Below are 16,589 nucleotides of genomic sequence, written 5' to 3'. Positions count from 1 at the left end.
GAGCGGAAAACAACGATGAAGAAGGTGGCGTTTATTTTCACGCAGGGACCTCACGGTACATCTGCCGGTCGCGAAGGTCTTGATGCATTGCTGGCAACTTCTGCCCTGACCGAAGACATTGGCGTCTTTTTCATGGCGGATGGTGTGTTTCAGCTGATCCCAGGCCAGCAGCCCGAAAAAATATTAGCGCGCAATTATATCGCGACATTTGGCGTGTTATCGCTTTACGACGTCGATCAGTGCTATGTCTGTTCGGCATCTTTAAAAGCAAGAGGATTGTCTGTTACGCAGGATTGGGTGCTGGATGTTGCGCCGCTGTCTGTCGCCGAAATCCGTCGCCAACTGGCTGAATATGATGTGGTGCTGACTTTCTGAATCAGGAATTCCGATGCTTTTTACTCTTGCCCGTTCCCCGCAACACTGTGATTTCCCGCTGCTTGTTAAACTGGTGACTCAGGATGATGCCCTGCTGTTGATGCAAGATGGTGTGCTGGCTTCCCTCGAAGGCAGTGAGGCGTGCGAGCTGCTTTTTCAGCATGTACAAAGTGTCTATGTGCTAAGCGAGGATTTGGCCGCCAGAGGATTGGTTGGTCAAATATCACACAATATTACCCTGATCGACTATACTGGTTTCGTCGCGCTGACGGAGAAACATGCCCAGCAAACCGCTTGGTGAATCTATGATGTGCTGTATATTTCTTGACACCCTCCAAGGTCAGCTCTAAAATTCTGCGTCCCCATATTAGCTAATGCTTTTTATGGGGCGATTTATCACGCGTTTACAAAGTAGTTTATGAACCAAAATCCAGGAGCTTTTTAATGGCAACAATTAATCAGCTGGTACGCAAACCACGCTCTACGAAGGTTGCTAAAAGCAACGTTCCAGCGCTGGAAGCTTGCCCGCAGAAACGTGGCGTATGTACCCGTGTATATACCACCACTCCTAAAAAACCAAACTCCGCATTGCGTAAAGTATGCCGTGTGCGTTTGACTAACGGTTTTGAAGTTACCTCCTACATCGGCGGTGAAGGTCATAACCTTCAGGAACACTCCGTGATCCTGATCCGTGGCGGTCGTGTAAAAGACTTGCCAGGTGTGCGTTATCACACCGTCCGCGGCGCGCTGGACTGTTCAGGCGTTAAGGATCGTAAGCAATCTCGTTCTAAATACGGCGTTAAAAAGCCGAAGTCTTAATGGTTCTCCGTTAAGTAAGGCCAAACATTTTCACATTACTGTCAAAATAAACTCTTAGAGTTTTGGACAATCCTGAATTAACAACGGAGTATTTCCATGCCACGTCGTCGCGTCATTGGTCAACGTAAAATCCTGCCAGATCCTAAGTTCGGATCCGAACTGCTGGCAAAATTCGTCAACATTCTGATGGTAGATGGTAAAAAATCTACTGCAGAAGCAATCGTCTACACTGCTCTTGAGACCCTGGCTCAACGTAGCGGTAAAGGCCACCTGGAAGCTTTCGAAGTCGCACTGGACAACGTTCGTCCGACTGTCGAAGTTAAGTCCCGCCGTGTAGGTGGTTCTACTTATCAGGTTCCAGTAGAAGTCCGTCCGGTTCGTCGTAATGCTCTGGCAATGCGTTGGATCGTTGAAGCTGCTCGTAAACGCGGTGATAAATCCATGGCTCTCCGCCTGGCGAACGAACTTTCTGATGCTGCAGAGAACAAAGGTACTGCAGTTAAGAAACGTGAAGACGTTCACCGTATGGCTGAAGCCAACAAGGCGTTCGCCCACTACCGCTGGTAATCACTTCGCTGTAGTTATGCTAACCAAGCGGGCGCTTCAAGAAGCCAACCCGCTTGGCTTAACCGAACTTGAACGTCCTAGTTATAGAGGAATCAAATGGCTCGTAAAACACCCATTGAGCGCTACCGTAACATTGGTATCAGTGCTCACATCGACGCCGGTAAGACAACTACTACCGAACGTGTTCTGTTCTACACCGGTGTAAACCACAAAATCGGTGAAGTTCATGACGGCGCAGCCACCATGGACTGGATGGAGCAGGAGCAGGAACGTGGTATTACCATCACGTCCGCTGCGACAACCTGTTTCTGGTCTGGTATGGCTAAGCAGTTTGAACCACACCACATCAACATCATTGACACCCCAGGACACGTTGACTTCACCATCGAAGTTGAACGTTCCATGCGTGTTCTTGATGGCGCGGTAATGGTTTACTGTGCAGTTGGTGGTGTTCAGCCACAGTCTGAGACCGTATGGCGTCAGGCAAACAAATATAAAGTTCCACGTATCGCGTTCGTTAACAAAATGGACCGTATGGGTGCTAACTTCCTGAAAGTTGTTGACCAGATTGAAAAACGTCTGGGCGCAACTCCGGTGCCTCTGCAACTGGCAATCGGCGCGGAAGAGAAATTCACCGGTGTTGTTGACCTGGTGAAAATGAAAGCTATCAACTGGAACGAAGCAGATCAGGGCGTGACCTTCGAATACGAAGAGATCCCAGCTGATATGCAAGAACTGGCTGAAGAATGGCGTCAGAAACTGGTTGAGTCCGCTGCTGAAGGTTCTGATGAGCTGATGGAGAAATTCTTTGGTGGCGAAGAGCTGACTGAAGAAGAGATCAAAGCTTCTCTGCGTAAGCGCGTTCTGAACAACGAAGTTATCCTGGTTACCTGTGGTTCTGCGTTTAAAAACAAAGGCGTACAGGCAATGCTGGATGCTGTTGTTGAATATCTGCCAGCACCAACTGACGTTGAAGCAATCAACGGTATGTTGGATGACGGTAAAGATACTCCGGCAGTTCGCCATTCTGACGATGCTGAGCCGTTCTCTGCTCTGGCGTTCAAAATCGCTACTGACCCATTCGTGGGTAACTTGACGTTCTTCCGTGTTTATTCCGGTCTCGTCAATTCTGGTGACACTGTATTTAACCCAGTGAAATCACAGCGTGAACGTCTGGGTCGTATCGTTCAGATGCACGCTAACAAGCGTGAAGAAATCAAAGAAGTTCGTGCGGGCGATATCGCTGCAGCGATCGGTCTGAAAGACGTGACTACTGGTGATACCTTGTGTGATCCGGATAACGTGATCATTCTGGAGCGCATGGAATTCCCTGAACCGGTAATCTCCGTTGCGGTAGAACCAAAAACCAAAGCTGACCAGGAAAAAATGGGTCTGGCTCTGGGCCGTCTGGCGAAAGAAGACCCATCATTCCGCGTATGGACTGACGAAGAATCTGGTCAGACTATCATCGCAGGTATGGGTGAACTTCACCTGGATATCCTGGTTGACCGTATGCGTCGTGAGTTTAACGTTGAAGCGAACGTAGGTAAGCCGCAGGTTGCTTACCGTGAAGCGATTCGCTCCAAAGTGACTGACGTTGAAGGTAAACACGCCAAGCAGTCTGGTGGTCGTGGTCAGTACGGTCACGTTGTGATCGATATGTATCCATTGGAGCCAGGCTCGAATCCGAAAGGCTACGAGTTTGTCAACGAAATCAAGGGTGGTGTAATTCCTGGCGAATACATCTCTGCGATTGACAAAGGCATCCAGGAACAGCTGAAATCAGGTCCTCTGGCGGGTTACCCAGTAGTAGATCTCGGTGTGCGTCTGCACTTCGGTTCTTACCACGACGTTGACTCCTCTGAGCTGGCGTTTAAACTGGCCGCTTCTATTGCCTTCAAAGATGGCTTTAAGAAAGCGAAACCAGTTCTGCTTGAGCCGATCATGAAGGTTGAAGTAGAAACTCCAGAAGAGAACACTGGTGACGTCATCGGTGACCTTAGCCGTCGTCGTGGTATGCTGAAAGGCCAAGATTCTAACGCTACTGGCGTTGTGATTCATGCCGAAGTTCCGCTTTCCGAAATGTTCGGTTATGCGACTCAGCTGCGTTCACTGACTAAAGGCCGTGCATCTTACTCCATGGAATTCCTGAAGTATGATGATGCGCCGAATAACGTGGCCCTGGCCGTTATTGAAGCTCGTGGCAAATAAGCCACAGTTTTAAACACAATGATCCCGTGCTCTCTCTATGAAGGGAGAGCACAAGAGTAAGGAATATAGCCGTGTCTAAAGAAAAATTTGAACGTAACAAACCGCACGTTAACGTTGGTACTATCGGCCACGTCGACCACGGTAAAACTACCCTGACTGCAGCAATCACCACCGTTCTGGCTAAAACCTACGGCGGTTCTGCACGCGCATTCGACCAGATCGATAACGCACCAGAAGAAAAAGCTCGTGGTATCACCATCAACACTTCACACGTTGAATATGACACCCCGACTCGTCACTACGCGCACGTTGACTGCCCAGGGCACGCCGACTACGTGAAAAACATGATCACCGGTGCTGCTCAGATGGACGGCGCTATCCTGGTTGTTGCTGCAACTGATGGCCCTATGCCTCAGACCCGTGAGCACATCCTGCTGGGTCGCCAGGTTGGCGTTCCATTCATGATCGTGTTCATGAACAAATGCGACATGGTTGATGATGAAGAGCTGCTGGAACTGGTAGAAATGGAAGTTCGTGAACTTCTTTCTGCTTACGAATTCCCAGGCGACGACATCCCAGTCATCAAAGGTTCAGCGCTGAAAGCACTGGAAGGCGATGCAACTTGGGAAGCGAAAATCATCGAACTGGCAGAAGCACTGGACAGCTACATTCCATTGCCAGAGCGTGCTATCGATAAGCCGTTCCTGCTGCCAATCGAAGACGTATTCTCCATCTCCGGCCGTGGTACAGTTGTTACCGGTCGTGTAGAGCGCGGTATCGTTAAAGTGGGCGAAGAAGTTGAAATCGTGGGTATCAAGGACACTGTTAAGTCTACTTGTACCGGCGTTGAAATGTTCCGCAAACTGCTGGACGAAGGCCGTGCTGGTGAGAACGTTGGTGTTCTGCTGCGTGGTATCAAACGTGAAGACATCGAACGTGGTCAGGTTCTGGCTAAACCAGGTTCAATCAAACCACACACTAAGTTTGATTCCGAAGTGTACATCCTGAGCAAAGAAGAAGGTGGTCGTCATACTCCATTCTTCAAAGGCTACCGTCCACAGTTCTACTTCCGTACAACTGACGTGACCGGTACTATCGAACTGCCAGAAGGCGTTGAGATGGTAATGCCTGGTGACAACGTGAACATGGTTGTTACTCTGATCCACCCAATCGCGATGGATGACGGTCTGCGTTTCGCAATCCGTGAAGGCGGCCGTACTGTAGGCGCTGGTGTTGTTGCTAAAGTTATCGCTTAATCGCTGATAATTAAGAGCAAAAAAGAGGGTGCTTCGGCACCCTTTTTTATTGCCTGAAAATGAGTCAAAAGTATACGCACCACATTTGCAATAATAACCATTCTCATTTAAAGTTAAAGGAAGTTATATGCGAGGTGTGGTTTATATGTACGTGTGTTTGTGTAATTCAGTCAGTGATAAAACAATCAGACAGGCAGTAAGACGTTACCAGCCTCAAACGTTTCAACAGCTCAGGAATTTTGTGCCGGTCGGGACTCAATGTGGCAAATGTGTACGCGCAGCACGTCAGATAATGGAAGATGAGTTGCAGCAGATTCCCGAGTTCAAAAACATCGCGTAAAAATACTTCGTTAAAAAGTGTGCCTTTTTTTTGACTTACTCTGTACCGGATCTACGCTTTAGATACCGGAACGGAGGAGTTACCTATGAAAGGCGATAAAAAAGTCATTGCACACCTCAATAAACTTCTTGGAAATGAACTGGTTGCTATCAATCAGTATTTTTTGCATGCGCGTATGTTCAAAAACTGGGGGCTGATGCGTCTTAATGGTATCGAGTATCATGAATCGATAGACGAAATGAAACATGCTGATATCTACATTGAGCGTATCTTGTTCCTTGAAGGGCTACCAAATTTGCAGGATTTAGGCAAACTCAACATTGGTGAAGATGTTGAAGAGATGCTGAAGTCAGATTTGCTTCTGGAATTAGAAGGTGCGAAAGATCTGCGTGAGGCAATTTCATATGCAGACTCCGTCCATGATTATGTCAGTCGCGATATGATGATCACCATTCTGGCCGATGAGGAGCATCACATCGACTGGCTGGAAACAGAGATCGAGTTAATTGGACGCATCGGACTGCAAAACTATATTCAGTCGCAATTGAAAGAAGAATCACAGTAACGGTCTTGAGTAGAACCCAAGAATATTACATCAGCCAGAGCATTTCACTTTTCTGGCTGGTGTAGATAAGAAAGCCTGCAGCTGAAAGGCTAGGACCAAAAGGTATTTGCTTTTCAGCGTCCCCATTTTTTTTCCAAAATATCGAAAATACCATTCCCGAACATGCGGCCAGAGTACAGACAAGAGGCAGCGCCTCCCAACCTGTCCAGGCTCCGATAGCTGCAAGCAGTTTAAAGTCGCCATATCCAACGCCTTCCTTCCCCGAAAAAAACCTGAACAACCAATAAAGTCCCCATAAAGACAGATATCCACATACCGATCCGGATATGGCGGACTCCGGTGATATCCCCACCCCGGACACACTTATCAGTAAGCCGGACCACAATAAAGGTTGAGTCAGTGCATCTGGCAGCCTGAGGGTGTAATAGTCGATCATGCTCAGAATCAGAAGAAACCCCGTGAGCCACAAGACTGATAAAAGGGCTAATGAGAAGGGGAGGGTAAAAGAAACACCAAGCAACAGTATTCCGCAAGCTCCTCCATTAAGCAAAACACGCTTAGATCTCGACTCCTGAAGGAAAATGCAAAGCCCGATGAAAAATGGGCAGTTGGATAATCTTATGGAGCGTCTGGCTCGAAGACCTGATTTTGTTATGGGGCGATGCGGTGCCAGCCTGAATGTATCGGCGCTCGGTTGCAAATCGTCGTTCGAGTTAGTTGCGAGGTGAAGTCGGCGTGCGGTGATCGTTAAAGCGCCGCCAAAAATTGCCCCGAATATCAAAGATGAGGCATGAATAGCGAAAGAAAGTAAACTGCCAGACTTGAGTATGCTTTGTAGAAGTTCCGCCATGATTGCCCCCACTTTCCTGATGCGATGAGATTTACCAGGGCAGATAGTGGATAGACAGGAGCCAGGGGTCTAGAGAATTCGTTGTTAACTATGAATGCATTACGACATTGATATGACCGCTGATAACTATTGATGGAACACATCATTGAGTGTGATGCAGGATGAACAGCGCAAAGAGGGCGCGCAAAATAAACACACATTCTCTGGATTGGCAGTTGCTTAATCTGACGGTTTACGTATAATGCGCGGGCTTACCTAATATTGGTAAGCCTGATTCAATCTGAATCAGCTGGCCACTGAGGCAACTCGCTGGTCAACAATACTCCCGATATGGGGGTTATGTGAAGAACGATTACACTCTCCCATCAATCGAAATGGGTTTGAGGAGTAATCATTTACGTTTAAAATAATTGGAGCTCTGGTCTCATGCAGAACCAAAGAATCCGTATCCGCCTGAAAGCGTTTGATCATCGTTTGATCGATCAATCAACTGCGGAAATCGTTGAGACTGCGAAGCGCACTGGTGCGCAAGTTCGTGGTCCAATCCCGCTGCCGACCCGCAAAGAGCGTTTTACAATTCTGATTTCTCCGCACGTCAATAAAGATGCGCGCGATCAGTATGAAATTCGTACTCACAAGCGTCTGGTTGACATCGTTGAGCCAACCGAGAAAACCGTTGATGCTCTGATGCGTCTGGATCTGGCTGCTGGTGTAGACGTGCAGATCAGCCTGGGTTAATCAGGTCATTGACGATTGAGAGGTTGAAACAATGATTGGTTTAGTCGGTAAGAAAGTGGGCATGACTCGTATCTTCACAGAAGATGGCGTTTCAATCCCAGTAACCGTTATCGAAATTGAAGCAAACCGCGTTACTCAGGTCAAAGACCTGGACAACGATGGTTACCGTGCTGTGCAGGTTACTACTGGTAGCAAAAAAGCTAACCGTGTAACCAAACCAGAAGCGGGTCACTTCGCTAAAGCTGGCGTAGAAGCTGGCCGTGGTTTGTGGGAATTCCGCCTTGCAGAAGGTGAAGAATTTACTGCAGGTCAGAACATTAGCGTTGAAATTTTCGCAGACGTTAAGAAAGTCGATGTTACCGGTACTTCTAAAGGTAAAGGTTTTGCTGGCACAGTTAAGCGCTGGAACTTCCGTACCCAAGATGCTACCCACGGTAACTCCTTGGCACACCGTGGACATGGTTCAATCGGTCAGAACCAGACTCCAGGTAAAGTGTTCAAAGGTAAGAAAATGGCAGGCCAACTGGGTAACGAACGTGTAACCGTTCAGAGCCTGGATGTAGTACGTGTTGATGCTGAGCGCAACCTGCTACTGGTCAAGGGTGCTGTTCCGGGTGCTACCGGTGGCAACCTGATCGTTAAACCTGCTGTTAAGGCTTAACGTCGAGGAGATAGGAATGGAATTAGTAGTGAAAGACGCGCAAAGCGCGCTGACTGTTTCCGAAACTACCTTCGGGCGTGATTTCAATGAAGCGCTTGTACACCAGGTCGTTGTTGCTTATGCAGCAGGTGCCCGTCAAGGTACTCGCGCTCAGAAGACCCGTGCTGAAGTAACTGGTTCCGGTAAAAAACCTTGGCGTCAGAAAGGTACTGGCCGTGCGCGTGCAGGTTCTGTAAAGAGCCCAATCTGGCGTTCCGGTGGTGTAACCTTCGCTGCAAAGCCACAGGACCACAGTCAAAAAGTAAATAAAAAGATGTACCGCGGCGCGCTGAAAAGCATTCTGTCCGAACTGGTACGTCAAGATCGTCTGATCGTTGTCGAATCGTTCTCTGTAGAAGCGCCTAAAACTAAGCTGCTGGCACAGAAACTGAAAGACATGGCTCTGGAAGACGTGCTGATTGTAACTGGCGAAGTCGACGAGAATCTGTTCCTGGCCGCACGTAACCTGTACAAGGTTGACGTTCGCGATGTAGCAGGTATCGATCCAGTAAGCCTGATCGCCTTCGACAAAGTGGTTATGACTGCTGACGCTGTGAAGCAAGTTGAGGAGATGCTGGCATGATTCGTGAAGAACGTCTGCTGAAAGTGCTGCGCGCGCCGCACGTTTCTGAAAAAGCTTCTACCGCGATGGAAAAGAACAACACCATCGTACTCAAAGTTGCCAAAGACGCGACTAAAGCAGAAATCAAAGCTGCGGTTTCGAAACTGTTTGAAGTCGAAGTCGAAGACGTAAACACCTTGCTGGTTAAAGGCAAAGTGAAACGTCAGGGTCAGCGTGTTGGTCGTCGTAGCGACTGGAAAAAAGCTTACGTCACCCTGAAAGAAGGCCAGAATCTGGACTTCATCAGCGGCGCTGAGTAAGTCGGAGGAGTAAGAAACAATGGCAATTGTTAAATGTAAACCTACATCTCCGGGTCGTCGCCACGTTGTTAAAGTGGTTAACCCTGAGCTGCACAAGGGTAAACCTTATGCCCCGCTGCTTGAAAAACTGAGCAAAAGCGGTGGCCGTAACAACAATGGCCGTATCACCACCCGTCATATCGGTGGTGGCCACAAACAGCATTACCGTCTTGTTGACTTTAAACGCAACAAAGATGGCATCGCTGCAGTGGTTGAGCGTCTGGAGTACGATCCGAACCGTTCCGCGAATATCGCGCTGGTTCTGTACAAAGACGGTGAACGCCGTTATATCCTGGCGCCGAAAGGCCTGAAAGTGGGTGACCAGATCCAATCTGGCGTTGATGCTGCAATCAAGACAGGTAACGCCCTGCCTATGCGCAACATCCCAGTAGGTTCAACGGTTCACAACGTAGAAATGAAACCAGGTAAAGGCGGCCAGATGGCTCGCTCAGCTGGTGCCTACGTTCAGATCGTTGCTCGTGACGGTTCCTACGTAACTCTGCGTCTGCGCTCTGGCGAAATGCGTAAAGTTCAGATTGATTGCCGCGCCACCTTAGGTGAAGTCGGTAACTCTGAACATATGCTTCGCGTTCTGGGTAAAGCAGGTGCAAGTCGTTGGCGTGGTATTCGTCCTACCGTTCGCGGTACTGCGATGAACCCAGTCGATCACCCACACGGTGGTGGTGAAGGTCGTAACTTTGGTAAGCACCCGGTAACTCCGTGGGGCGTTCAAACCAAAGGTAAGAAGACCCGTAGCAACAAGCGTACTGATAAATTCATTGTACGTCGCCGTAGTAAAAAATAATTAGAGGATAAGCCATGCCACGTTCTCTCAAGAAAGGTCCTTTTATTGACCTGCACTTGCTGAAGAAGGTAGAGAAAGCGGTGGAAAGCGGTGACAAGAAGCCTTTGCGCACTTGGTCCCGTCGTTCAACGATCTTTCCTAACATGATCGGTTTGACCATCGCTGTCCATAATGGTCGTCAGCACGTACCAGTGTTCGTTTCCGATGAAATGGTCGGTCACAAACTGGGTGAATTCGCGCCGACTCGTACTTATCGCGGCCATGCGGCTGATAAAAAAGCTAAAAAGCGCTAAGGTAGGAGGAAGAGATGGAAACTATAGCTAAACATCGCCACGCTCGTTCTTCTGCTCAGAAGGTCCGCCTTGTTGCTGACCTGATCCGCGGTAAGAAAGTGTCGCAAGCTCTGGAAACTTTAGCCTACACCAACAAGAAAGCTGCTGGTCTGGTTAAGAAGGTGCTGGAGTCTGCCATTGCTAACGCAGAACACAACGATGGCGCTGACATCGATGATCTGAAAGTCACGAAGATTTTCGTAGACGAAGGCCCAAGCATGAAGCGCATTATGCCGCGTGCTAAAGGTCGTGCAGATCGCATCCTGAAGCGCACCAGCCACATTACTGTGGTTGTGTCCGATCGCTGAGACTCTGGAGACTAGCAATGGGTCAGAAAGTACATCCTAATGGTATTCGCCTAGGTATTGTCAAACCTTGGAATTCTACTTGGTATGCAAATACCAAAGATTTCGCTGACAACCTGGACAGCGACTTTAAAGTTCGCCAGTTCCTGACTAAGGAATTGTCGAAAGCTTCCGTTTCTCGCATCGTTATCGAGCGTCCAGCGAAGAGCATCCGTGTGACTATTCACACCGCTCGTCCTGGCATCGTAATCGGCAAGAAAGGTGAAGATGTCGAAAAACTGCGTAAGGTCGTAGCGGATATCGCTGGCGTTCCTGCGCAGATTAACATCGCCGAAATCCGTAAACCGGAACTGGACGCAAAATTGGTTGCTGACAGCATCACTTCACAGCTGGAACGTCGTGTTATGTTCCGTCGTGCTATGAAGCGTGCTGTACAGAACGCAATGCGTCTTGGCGCTAAAGGTATCAAAGTTGAAGTAAGCGGCCGCCTTGGCGGTGCTGAAATCGCGCGTACCGAATGGTACCGTGAAGGTCGTGTTCCGTTGCATACTCTGCGTGCGGATATCGATTACAACACATCTGAAGCGCACACCACTTACGGTGTAATCGGCGTTAAGGTATGGATCTTCAAAGGTGAGATCCTGGGTGGTATGGCTGCAGTTGAACAACCGGAACCGGCTGCTCAACCTAAAAAGCAGCAGCGTAAAGGCCGCAAGTAAGGAGAGTCGCTGATGTTACAACCAAAGCGTACAAAATTCCGTAAGGTGCACAAGGGCCGCAACCGTGGTCTTGCGCAAGGTACGGATGTGAGCTTCGGCACTTACGGTCTGAAAGCTGTTGGCCGTGGTCGTCTGACTGCTCGTCAAATTGAAGCAGCACGTCGTGCGATGACCCGTGCAGTTAAGCGTCAAGGTAAGATCTGGATCCGAGTATTCCCGGACAAACCGATCACCGAGAAACCGCTCGAAGTTCGTATGGGTAAAGGTAAAGGCAACGTAGAGTATTGGGTTGCTTTGATTCAGCCTGGTAAAGTCCTGTATGAAATGGACGGTGTGCCTGAAGAGCTGGCTCGTGAAGCCTTCCAGCTGGCAGCAGCCAAACTGCCTATCAAAACCACCTTTGTAACTAAGACGGTGATGTAATGAAAGCACAAGAGCTGCGCGAAAAAAGCGTGGAAGAGCTGAACACTGAGTTGCTGAACCTTTTGCGTGAGCAGTTTAACCTGCGCATGCAAACGGCAAGCGGTCAGTTGCAGCAAACACACCTGTTGAAACAAGTGCGTCGTGATGTTGCACGTGTGAAAACTTTACTGACTGAAAAGGCGGGTGCGTAATGACTGATAAGATCCGTACTCTGCAGGGTCGTGTAATCAGTGACAAAATGGAGAAATCCATGGTTGTTGCGATTGAGCGTGTGGTGAAACACCCGATTTACGGTAAATTCATCAAACGTACGACCAAATTGCACGTACATGACGAGAACAATGAATGTGGTATCGGCGACGTTGTAGAAATCAGCGAATGCCGTCCACTGTCTAAGACTAAGTCTTGGACCTTGGTTCGCGTTGTAGAGAAAGCGATTCTGTAATACAGTAGCGCTTCTCAAAAACAAATAAACGGCTCATGTACGTGGGCCGTTTATTTTTTCTACCCATAATCGGGAACCGGTGTTATAATGCCGCGCCCTCATATTGTGGGGATTTCTTAATGACCTATCCTGGGTCCTAAGTTGTAGTTGACATTAGCGGAGCACTAACATGATCCAAGAACAGACTATGCTGACCGTGGCCGACAACTCCGGTGCACGTCGCGTAATGTGTATCAAGGTTCTAGGTGGCTCGCACCGTCGCTACGCAGGCGTCGGCGACATCATCAAAATTACCATCAAGGAAGCAATTCCTCGCGGTAAGGTGAAGAAAGGCGATGTGCTGAAGGCGGTAGTGGTGCGCACCAAGAAGGGTGTTCGTCGCCCGGACGGTTCTGTCATTCGCTTCGATGGTAATGCTTGCGTTATTTTAAACAATAACAGCGAACAGCCAATCGGCACGCGTATTTTTGGGCCGGTAACTCGTGAACTGCGTAATGAGAAGTTCATGAAAATTATCTCTCTGGCACCAGAAGTACTCTAAGGAGCGAAACCATGGCAGCGAAAATCCGTCGTGATGACGAAGTTATCCTGCTTACCGGTAAAGATAAAGGTAAGCGCGGTAAAGTTAAAAATGTCCTGACTTCTGGTAAGGTCATTGTTGAAGGTATCAACCTGGTTAAGAAACATCAGAAGCCTGTACCGGCCCTGAACCAACCAGGCGGCATCGTTGAAAAAGAAGCTGCAATTCCGGTTTCTAACGTTGCACTCTTCAACACGGCAACTGGCAAGGCGGACCGTGTAGGCTTTAGATTCGAAGACGGCAAAAAAGTACGTTTCTTCAAGTCTAACAGCGTAACTATCAAGTAATTTGGAGTAGTACGATGGCGAAACTGCATGATTACTACAAAGACGATGTCGTAAAAAAACTCATGGCTGAGTTTGGTTACAATTCTGTCATGCAAGTCCCTCGGGTCGAGAAGATCACCCTGAACATGGGTGTTGGTGAAGCGATCGCTGACAAGAAACTGCTGGATAACGCAGCAGCTGACCTGGCAGCAATCTCCGGTCAAAAACCGTTGATCACCAAAGCACGCAAATCAGTTGCAGGCTTCAAAATCCGTCAGGGCTATCCGATCGGCTGTAAAGTAACCCTCCGCGGCGAACGCATGTGGGAGTTCTTTGAGCGTCTGGTCTCCATTGCTGTTCCACGTATTCGTGACTTCCGCGGCTTGTCTGCTAAGTCTTTCGATGGTCGTGGTAACTACAGCATGGGCGTGCGTGAACAGATCATCTTCCCGGAAATCGATTATGATAAAGTCGATCGCGTTCGTGGTTTAGATATTACTATCACCACTACTGCGAAATCCGATGATGAAGGCCGTGCATTGCTGACAGCCTTTAACTTCCCGTTCCGCAAGTAAGGCAGGGTTACTAATGGCTAAGCAATCCATGAAAGCACGCGAAGTCGTTCGCGTAAAACTGGCTGATAAATACCGCGCTAAACGCGAGGAATTGAAAGCTATTATCTCTGGTGTGAACTCATCCGACGAAGATCGTTGGGATGCAGTTCTTAAGCTGCAGTCTCTGCCGCGTGATTCCAGCCCGTCTCGTCAGCGTAACCGCTGCCGTCAAACTGGTCGTCCGCATGCTTTCCTGCGGAAGTTCGGGTTGAGCCGTATTAAGGTCCGTGAAGCCGCTATGCGCGGTGAAATTCCGGGTCTTAAAAAGGCTAGCTGGTAATTGTCACCAATTGAATCACGGGAGTAAAGACAGATGAGCATGCAAGATCCGATCGCGGATATGCTGACCCGTATCCGTAACGGTCAAGCCGCGAACAAAGTTGCGGTCACCATGCCTTCCTCCAAGCTGAAAGTGGCTATTGCCAACGTGCTGAAGGAAGAAGGCTACATTGAAGAATTTAAAATCGAAGGCGACGCCAAACCTGAACTGGAATTAGTACTGAAGTACTTCCAGGGCAAGGCAGTGGTAGAAAGCATTCAACGTATCAGCCGCCCTGGTCTGCGCATCTACAAGAAAAAAGATGAGCTGCCAAAGGTTATGGCCGGTATGGGTATCGCTGTTATTTCTACCTCTAAAGGTGTTATGACTGATCGTGCAGCTCGCCAGGCTGGTCTTGGTGGCGAGATTATCTGCTACGTAGCTTAATCGGGAGGAAAGCATGTCTCGTGTTGCAAAAGCACCCGTCGTCATTCCTGCCGGCGTAGAGGTAAAACTCAACGGTCAGGTTATTTCGATTAAGGGTAAAAACGGCGAGCTGTCACGTACTATCCATGACGCCGTTGTAGTTAAACAGGAAGAAAATACACTGACCTTCGGTCCGAACGAAGGTTTTGTAGACGGCTGGGCCCAAGCGGGTACCACTCGTGCACTGTTGAACTCTATGGTTATAGGTGTTACCGACGGCTTCACTAAAAAGCTTCAATTGGTAGGTGTTGGTTATCGTGCTGCTGTTAAAGGCAATGTGGTGAATTTGGCCTTAGGCTTCTCTCACCCAGTCGAGCACCAACTGCCGGAAGGCGTTACTGCAGAATGTCCTACCCAGACTGAAATCGTGCTGAAAGGCGCTGATAAACAAGTCATTGGTCAGGTTGCTGCGGATTTACGTGCCTACCGTCGTCCTGAGCCTTATAAAGGCAAGGGTGTCCGTTACGCCGACGAAGTCGTGCGTACCAAAGAGGCTAAGAAGAAGTAAGGTAACACTATGGATAAGAAATCTGCTCGTATCCGTCGTGCGACCCGCGCACGCCGCAAGCTCAAGGAATTGGGTGCGACTCGCCTGGTGGTACATCGTACCCCGCGTCATATTTACGCACAGGTTATCGCACCAAACGGTTCTGAAGTATTAGTTGCTGCATCTACTGTAGAAAAAACTATTACTGAGCAACTGAAGTATACCGGCAACAAAGATGCTGCCACTGCTGTAGGTAAAGCTATCGCAGAACGCGCATTGGAAAAAGGGATCACGAAAGTATCCTTTGACCGTTCCGGTTTCCAATATCATGGTCGAGTCCAGGCACTGGCAGATGCTGCCCGTGAAGCTGGCCTTCAGTTCTAAGGAAGAGGTTTAAGATGGCTCACATCGAAAAACAAGCTGGCGAACTGCAGGAAAAGCTGATCGCGGTAAACCGCGTATCTAAAACCGTAAAAGGTGGCCGTATCTTCAGCTTTACCGCACTGACAGTAGTTGGTGATGGTAACGGTCGCGTTGGTTTTGGCTACGGCAAAGCACGCGAAGTTCCGGCAGCGATCCAGAAAGCGATGGAAAAAGCCCGTCGCAACATGATGAATGTCGCGCTGAATAGCGGCACCCTGCAGCATCCTGTTAAAGGTGCTCATACGGGTTCCCGTGTGTTCATGCAGCCGGCTTCCGAAGGTACCGGTATTATTGCCGGTGGTGCAATGCGCGCCGTCCTGGAAGTTGCAGGGGTTCATAACGTATTAGCTAAAGCTTATGGTTCTACAAACCCAATTAACGTGGTTCGTGCAACTATTGATGCTCTGGCAAATATGAAATCCCCACAAATGGTCGCTGCCAAGCGTGGTAAATCCGTTGAAGAAATTCTGGGGTAATTAACCATGGCAAAGACTATTAAAGTTACACAAACTCGCAGTTCCATTGGCCGTCTGCCGAAGCATAAAGCTACTCTGCTTGGTCTGGGTCTGCGTCGTATTGGTCACACCGTTGAGCGCGAGGATACTCCTGCTGTACGCGGTATGATCAACCTGGTTTCCTACATGGTTAAGGTTGAGGAGTAAGAGATGCGTTTAAATACTCTGTCTCCGGCTGATGGTGCCAAACAAGCGCCTAAGCGTGTAGGTCGTGGTATTGGTTCTGGCCTGGGTAAAACCGCTGGTCGTGGTCACAAAGGTCAGAACTCACGTTCTGGCGGTGGCGTACGTCGTGGTTTTGAAGGTGGTCAGATGCCTTTATATCGTCGTTTGCCGAAATTCGGCTTCACCTCCCGCAAAGCTATGATCACGGCAGAAGTTCGTCTGTCTGAACTGGCTCTGGTGGAAGGCGACGTGATCGACCTGAACGCGCTGAAAGCCGCTAACGTAGTTGGTATCCAGATTGAATTCGCGAAAGTAATCCTTTCAGGCGAAGTCGGTCGTGCGGTAACTCTGCGTGGTTTGCGTGTCACCAAAGGCGCTCGTGTTGCTATCGAAGCTGCTGGCGGTAAAATTGAGGAATAAGTA

30 protein-coding genes are annotated in these 16,589 nt (G+C 48.9%); 29 read left to right on the top strand and 1 reads right to left on the bottom strand.

Annotated features, from left to right (window positions below; all coding sequences use genetic code 11):
* Positions 1–15: 15 nt before the first annotated feature.
* The 8 genes from tusC to bfr all read left to right on the top strand — a co-directional run bounded on the left by tusC (position 16) and on the right by bfr (position 6,133).
* Positions 16–375, top strand: a complete 360-nt coding sequence (gene tusC / locus ABSH60_RS08020) for a sulfurtransferase complex subunit TusC (RefSeq protein ID WP_056775186.1) — start codon at positions 16–18, stop codon at positions 373–375.
* 13 nt (positions 376–388) lie between these two features.
* Positions 389–676, top strand: a complete 288-nt coding sequence (gene tusB, locus ABSH60_RS08015; protein ID WP_056775182.1) for a sulfurtransferase complex subunit TusB — start codon at positions 389–391, stop codon at positions 674–676.
* 143 nt (positions 677–819) lie between these two features.
* A complete protein-coding gene (gene rpsL, locus ABSH60_RS08010) occupies positions 820–1,194 on the top strand; it encodes a 30S ribosomal protein S12 (RefSeq protein WP_013573668.1) in 375 nt (124 codons plus the stop codon).
* A gap of 96 nt (positions 1,195–1,290) precedes the next feature.
* On the top strand, positions 1,291–1,761 hold the full coding sequence (gene rpsG / locus ABSH60_RS08005) for a 30S ribosomal protein S7 (protein ID WP_005969574.1): 471 nt from the start codon (positions 1,291–1,293) through the stop codon (positions 1,759–1,761).
* Positions 1,762–1,857: 96 nt separating this feature from the next.
* Positions 1,858–3,972 carry an elongation factor G gene (gene fusA, locus ABSH60_RS08000; protein WP_056775179.1) on the top strand — a complete coding sequence of 705 codons (2,115 nt, stop codon included), beginning with the start codon at positions 1,858–1,860 and terminating at the stop codon, positions 3,970–3,972.
* 71 nt (positions 3,973–4,043) lie between these two features.
* A complete protein-coding gene (tuf, locus tag ABSH60_RS07995; protein WP_122097336.1) occupies positions 4,044–5,228 on the top strand; it encodes an elongation factor Tu in 1,185 nt (394 codons plus the stop codon).
* Positions 5,229–5,373: 145 nt separating this feature from the next.
* The gene (bfd, locus tag ABSH60_RS07990) at positions 5,374–5,568 is read left to right on the top strand and encodes a bacterioferritin-associated ferredoxin (protein WP_056778102.1); all 195 of its coding nucleotides are present in this window, start codon (positions 5,374–5,376) and stop codon (positions 5,566–5,568) included.
* 85 nt (positions 5,569–5,653) lie between these two features.
* Positions 5,654–6,133, top strand: coding sequence for a bacterioferritin (bfr, locus tag ABSH60_RS07985; RefSeq protein ID WP_056778014.1), 480 nt, complete (start codon positions 5,654–5,656; stop codon positions 6,131–6,133).
* Between the two features lie 25 nt (positions 6,134–6,158).
* On the opposite strand, the gene ABSH60_RS07980 is transcribed toward bfr, so the two are convergent.
* Positions 6,159–6,983: a prepilin peptidase gene (locus ABSH60_RS07980; RefSeq protein ID WP_390973446.1), complete on the bottom strand. Its 825-nt coding sequence runs from the start codon at positions 6,981–6,983 to the stop codon at positions 6,159–6,161.
* A gap of 426 nt (positions 6,984–7,409) precedes the next feature.
* Here ABSH60_RS07980 and rpsJ point away from each other — a divergent pair, with 426 nt between their 5' ends.
* From rpsJ to rplO, 21 genes are all read left to right on the top strand, one after another.
* Positions 7,410–7,721: a 30S ribosomal protein S10 gene (gene rpsJ / locus ABSH60_RS07975; RefSeq protein ID WP_009639175.1), complete on the top strand. Its 312-nt coding sequence runs from the start codon at positions 7,410–7,412 to the stop codon at positions 7,719–7,721.
* Between the two features lie 31 nt (positions 7,722–7,752).
* Complete coding sequence (gene rplC / locus ABSH60_RS07970; protein ID WP_056778020.1) at positions 7,753–8,382, top strand: 50S ribosomal protein L3; 630 nt, start codon at positions 7,753–7,755, stop codon at positions 8,380–8,382.
* A gap of 16 nt (positions 8,383–8,398) precedes the next feature.
* The gene (rplD, locus tag ABSH60_RS07965; protein ID WP_056778021.1) at positions 8,399–9,004 is read left to right on the top strand and encodes a 50S ribosomal protein L4; all 606 of its coding nucleotides are present in this window, start codon (positions 8,399–8,401) and stop codon (positions 9,002–9,004) included.
* Positions 9,001–9,303, top strand: a complete 303-nt coding sequence (gene rplW, locus ABSH60_RS07960; protein ID WP_056778023.1) for a 50S ribosomal protein L23 — start codon at positions 9,001–9,003, stop codon at positions 9,301–9,303. The genes rplD and rplW overlap by 4 nt, the downstream gene beginning before the upstream one ends.
* A 19-nt stretch (positions 9,304–9,322) precedes the next feature.
* Positions 9,323–10,147: a 50S ribosomal protein L2 gene (rplB, locus tag ABSH60_RS07955; protein WP_056778025.1), complete on the top strand. Its 825-nt coding sequence runs from the start codon at positions 9,323–9,325 to the stop codon at positions 10,145–10,147.
* Between the two features lie 14 nt (positions 10,148–10,161).
* Entirely contained in the window at positions 10,162–10,440 is a 279-nt protein-coding gene (gene rpsS / locus ABSH60_RS07950; RefSeq protein ID WP_004929772.1) for a 30S ribosomal protein S19, read from the top strand.
* A 14-nt stretch (positions 10,441–10,454) separates the two neighbouring features.
* Positions 10,455–10,787 carry a 50S ribosomal protein L22 gene (gene rplV, locus ABSH60_RS07945; protein WP_004391423.1) on the top strand — a complete coding sequence of 111 codons (333 nt, stop codon included), beginning with the start codon at positions 10,455–10,457 and terminating at the stop codon, positions 10,785–10,787.
* A gap of 17 nt (positions 10,788–10,804) precedes the next feature.
* Positions 10,805–11,503, top strand: a complete 699-nt coding sequence (gene rpsC, locus ABSH60_RS07940; protein ID WP_056778028.1) for a 30S ribosomal protein S3 — start codon at positions 10,805–10,807, stop codon at positions 11,501–11,503.
* A gap of 12 nt (positions 11,504–11,515) precedes the next feature.
* The gene (gene rplP / locus ABSH60_RS07935) at positions 11,516–11,926 is read left to right on the top strand and encodes a 50S ribosomal protein L16 (RefSeq protein WP_009639183.1); all 411 of its coding nucleotides are present in this window, start codon (positions 11,516–11,518) and stop codon (positions 11,924–11,926) included.
* Entirely contained in the window at positions 11,926–12,117 is a 192-nt protein-coding gene (gene rpmC, locus ABSH60_RS07930) for a 50S ribosomal protein L29 (RefSeq protein WP_013573692.1), read from the top strand. The genes rplP and rpmC overlap by 1 nt, the downstream gene beginning before the upstream one ends.
* Positions 12,117–12,371 (top strand): 30S ribosomal protein S17, encoded by a 255-nt coding sequence (gene rpsQ, locus ABSH60_RS07925; protein ID WP_056778032.1) that lies wholly within the window; start codon positions 12,117–12,119, stop codon positions 12,369–12,371. The genes rpmC and rpsQ overlap by 1 nt, the downstream gene beginning before the upstream one ends.
* Before the next feature lie 169 nt (positions 12,372–12,540).
* Positions 12,541–12,912, top strand: a complete 372-nt coding sequence (gene rplN, locus ABSH60_RS07920) for a 50S ribosomal protein L14 (protein ID WP_008457164.1) — start codon at positions 12,541–12,543, stop codon at positions 12,910–12,912.
* A gap of 11 nt (positions 12,913–12,923) precedes the next feature.
* Positions 12,924–13,238, top strand: coding sequence for a 50S ribosomal protein L24 (gene rplX / locus ABSH60_RS07915; protein WP_056778037.1), 315 nt, complete (start codon positions 12,924–12,926; stop codon positions 13,236–13,238).
* Positions 13,239–13,252: 14 nt separating this feature from the next.
* Entirely contained in the window at positions 13,253–13,792 is a 540-nt protein-coding gene (rplE, locus tag ABSH60_RS07910; protein ID WP_013573695.1) for a 50S ribosomal protein L5, read from the top strand.
* 13 nt (positions 13,793–13,805) lie between these two features.
* Positions 13,806–14,111: a 30S ribosomal protein S14 gene (gene rpsN, locus ABSH60_RS07905; protein WP_013573696.1), complete on the top strand. Its 306-nt coding sequence runs from the start codon at positions 13,806–13,808 to the stop codon at positions 14,109–14,111.
* 33 nt (positions 14,112–14,144) lie between these two features.
* Complete coding sequence (gene rpsH, locus ABSH60_RS07900; protein ID WP_013573697.1) at positions 14,145–14,537, top strand: 30S ribosomal protein S8; 393 nt, start codon at positions 14,145–14,147, stop codon at positions 14,535–14,537.
* Between the two features lie 13 nt (positions 14,538–14,550).
* The gene (rplF, locus tag ABSH60_RS07895; protein WP_056778041.1) at positions 14,551–15,084 is read left to right on the top strand and encodes a 50S ribosomal protein L6; all 534 of its coding nucleotides are present in this window, start codon (positions 14,551–14,553) and stop codon (positions 15,082–15,084) included.
* A gap of 9 nt (positions 15,085–15,093) precedes the next feature.
* On the top strand, positions 15,094–15,447 hold the full coding sequence (gene rplR / locus ABSH60_RS07890; RefSeq protein WP_034793671.1) for a 50S ribosomal protein L18: 354 nt from the start codon (positions 15,094–15,096) through the stop codon (positions 15,445–15,447).
* 14 nt (positions 15,448–15,461) lie between these two features.
* Positions 15,462–15,962: a 30S ribosomal protein S5 gene (rpsE, locus tag ABSH60_RS07885; RefSeq protein WP_013573700.1), complete on the top strand. Its 501-nt coding sequence runs from the start codon at positions 15,462–15,464 to the stop codon at positions 15,960–15,962.
* A 6-nt stretch (positions 15,963–15,968) separates the two neighbouring features.
* Positions 15,969–16,148: a 50S ribosomal protein L30 gene (gene rpmD / locus ABSH60_RS07880; RefSeq protein ID WP_013573701.1), complete on the top strand. Its 180-nt coding sequence runs from the start codon at positions 15,969–15,971 to the stop codon at positions 16,146–16,148.
* A 3-nt stretch (positions 16,149–16,151) separates the two neighbouring features.
* The gene (rplO, locus tag ABSH60_RS07875; protein WP_056778046.1) at positions 16,152–16,586 is read left to right on the top strand and encodes a 50S ribosomal protein L15; all 435 of its coding nucleotides are present in this window, start codon (positions 16,152–16,154) and stop codon (positions 16,584–16,586) included.
* The last annotated feature ends 3 nt before the right edge of the window (positions 16,587–16,589 follow it).

The sequence above is a fragment of the Rahnella sp. R3(2024) genome (genome assembly GCF_042920125.1).
GTDB lineage: Bacteria > Pseudomonadota > Gammaproteobacteria > Enterobacterales > Enterobacteriaceae > Rahnella > Rahnella rivi.
Note: the sequence above shows the minus strand (reverse complement) of the source record. Positions and strands in the feature narration are given on the sequence as shown.

Excerpts from the sequence above, each read along its gene's own strand:
- tusC (WP_056775186.1), top strand. The coding sequence starts at position 16 with ATGAAGAAGGTGGCGTTTATTTTCACGCAGGGACCTCACGGTACATCT.
- tusB (WP_056775182.1), top strand. The coding sequence starts at position 389 with ATGCTTTTTACTCTTGCCCGTTCCCCGCAACACTGTGATTTCCCGCTG.
- rpsL (WP_013573668.1), top strand. The coding sequence starts at position 820 with ATGGCAACAATTAATCAGCTGGTACGCAAACCACGCTCTACGAAGGTT.
- rpsG (WP_005969574.1), top strand. The coding sequence starts at position 1,291 with ATGCCACGTCGTCGCGTCATTGGTCAACGTAAAATCCTGCCAGATCCT.
- fusA (WP_056775179.1), top strand. The coding sequence starts at position 1,858 with ATGGCTCGTAAAACACCCATTGAGCGCTACCGTAACATTGGTATCAGT.
- bfd (WP_056778102.1), top strand. The coding sequence starts at position 5,374 with ATGTACGTGTGTTTGTGTAATTCAGTCAGTGATAAAACAATCAGACAG.
- bfr (WP_056778014.1), top strand. The coding sequence starts at position 5,654 with ATGAAAGGCGATAAAAAAGTCATTGCACACCTCAATAAACTTCTTGGA.
- ABSH60_RS07980 (WP_390973446.1), bottom strand. The coding sequence starts at position 6,983 with ATGGCGGAACTTCTACAAAGCATACTCAAGTCTGGCAGTTTACTTTCT.
- rpsJ (WP_009639175.1), top strand. The coding sequence starts at position 7,410 with ATGCAGAACCAAAGAATCCGTATCCGCCTGAAAGCGTTTGATCATCGT.
- rplC (WP_056778020.1), top strand. The coding sequence starts at position 7,753 with ATGATTGGTTTAGTCGGTAAGAAAGTGGGCATGACTCGTATCTTCACA.
- rplD (WP_056778021.1), top strand. The coding sequence starts at position 8,399 with ATGGAATTAGTAGTGAAAGACGCGCAAAGCGCGCTGACTGTTTCCGAA.
- rplW (WP_056778023.1), top strand. The coding sequence starts at position 9,001 with ATGATTCGTGAAGAACGTCTGCTGAAAGTGCTGCGCGCGCCGCACGTT.
- rplB (WP_056778025.1), top strand. The coding sequence starts at position 9,323 with ATGGCAATTGTTAAATGTAAACCTACATCTCCGGGTCGTCGCCACGTT.
- rpsS (WP_004929772.1), top strand. The coding sequence starts at position 10,162 with ATGCCACGTTCTCTCAAGAAAGGTCCTTTTATTGACCTGCACTTGCTG.
- rplV (WP_004391423.1), top strand. The coding sequence starts at position 10,455 with ATGGAAACTATAGCTAAACATCGCCACGCTCGTTCTTCTGCTCAGAAG.
- rpsC (WP_056778028.1), top strand. The coding sequence starts at position 10,805 with ATGGGTCAGAAAGTACATCCTAATGGTATTCGCCTAGGTATTGTCAAA.
- rplP (WP_009639183.1), top strand. The coding sequence starts at position 11,516 with ATGTTACAACCAAAGCGTACAAAATTCCGTAAGGTGCACAAGGGCCGC.
- rpmC (WP_013573692.1), top strand. The coding sequence starts at position 11,926 with ATGAAAGCACAAGAGCTGCGCGAAAAAAGCGTGGAAGAGCTGAACACT.
- rpsQ (WP_056778032.1), top strand. The coding sequence starts at position 12,117 with ATGACTGATAAGATCCGTACTCTGCAGGGTCGTGTAATCAGTGACAAA.
- rplN (WP_008457164.1), top strand. The coding sequence starts at position 12,541 with ATGATCCAAGAACAGACTATGCTGACCGTGGCCGACAACTCCGGTGCA.
- rplX (WP_056778037.1), top strand. The coding sequence starts at position 12,924 with ATGGCAGCGAAAATCCGTCGTGATGACGAAGTTATCCTGCTTACCGGT.
- rplE (WP_013573695.1), top strand. The coding sequence starts at position 13,253 with ATGGCGAAACTGCATGATTACTACAAAGACGATGTCGTAAAAAAACTC.
- rpsN (WP_013573696.1), top strand. The coding sequence starts at position 13,806 with ATGGCTAAGCAATCCATGAAAGCACGCGAAGTCGTTCGCGTAAAACTG.
- rpsH (WP_013573697.1), top strand. The coding sequence starts at position 14,145 with ATGAGCATGCAAGATCCGATCGCGGATATGCTGACCCGTATCCGTAAC.
- rplF (WP_056778041.1), top strand. The coding sequence starts at position 14,551 with ATGTCTCGTGTTGCAAAAGCACCCGTCGTCATTCCTGCCGGCGTAGAG.
- rplR (WP_034793671.1), top strand. The coding sequence starts at position 15,094 with ATGGATAAGAAATCTGCTCGTATCCGTCGTGCGACCCGCGCACGCCGC.
- rpsE (WP_013573700.1), top strand. The coding sequence starts at position 15,462 with ATGGCTCACATCGAAAAACAAGCTGGCGAACTGCAGGAAAAGCTGATC.
- rpmD (WP_013573701.1), top strand. The coding sequence starts at position 15,969 with ATGGCAAAGACTATTAAAGTTACACAAACTCGCAGTTCCATTGGCCGT.
- rplO (WP_056778046.1), top strand. The coding sequence starts at position 16,152 with ATGCGTTTAAATACTCTGTCTCCGGCTGATGGTGCCAAACAAGCGCCT.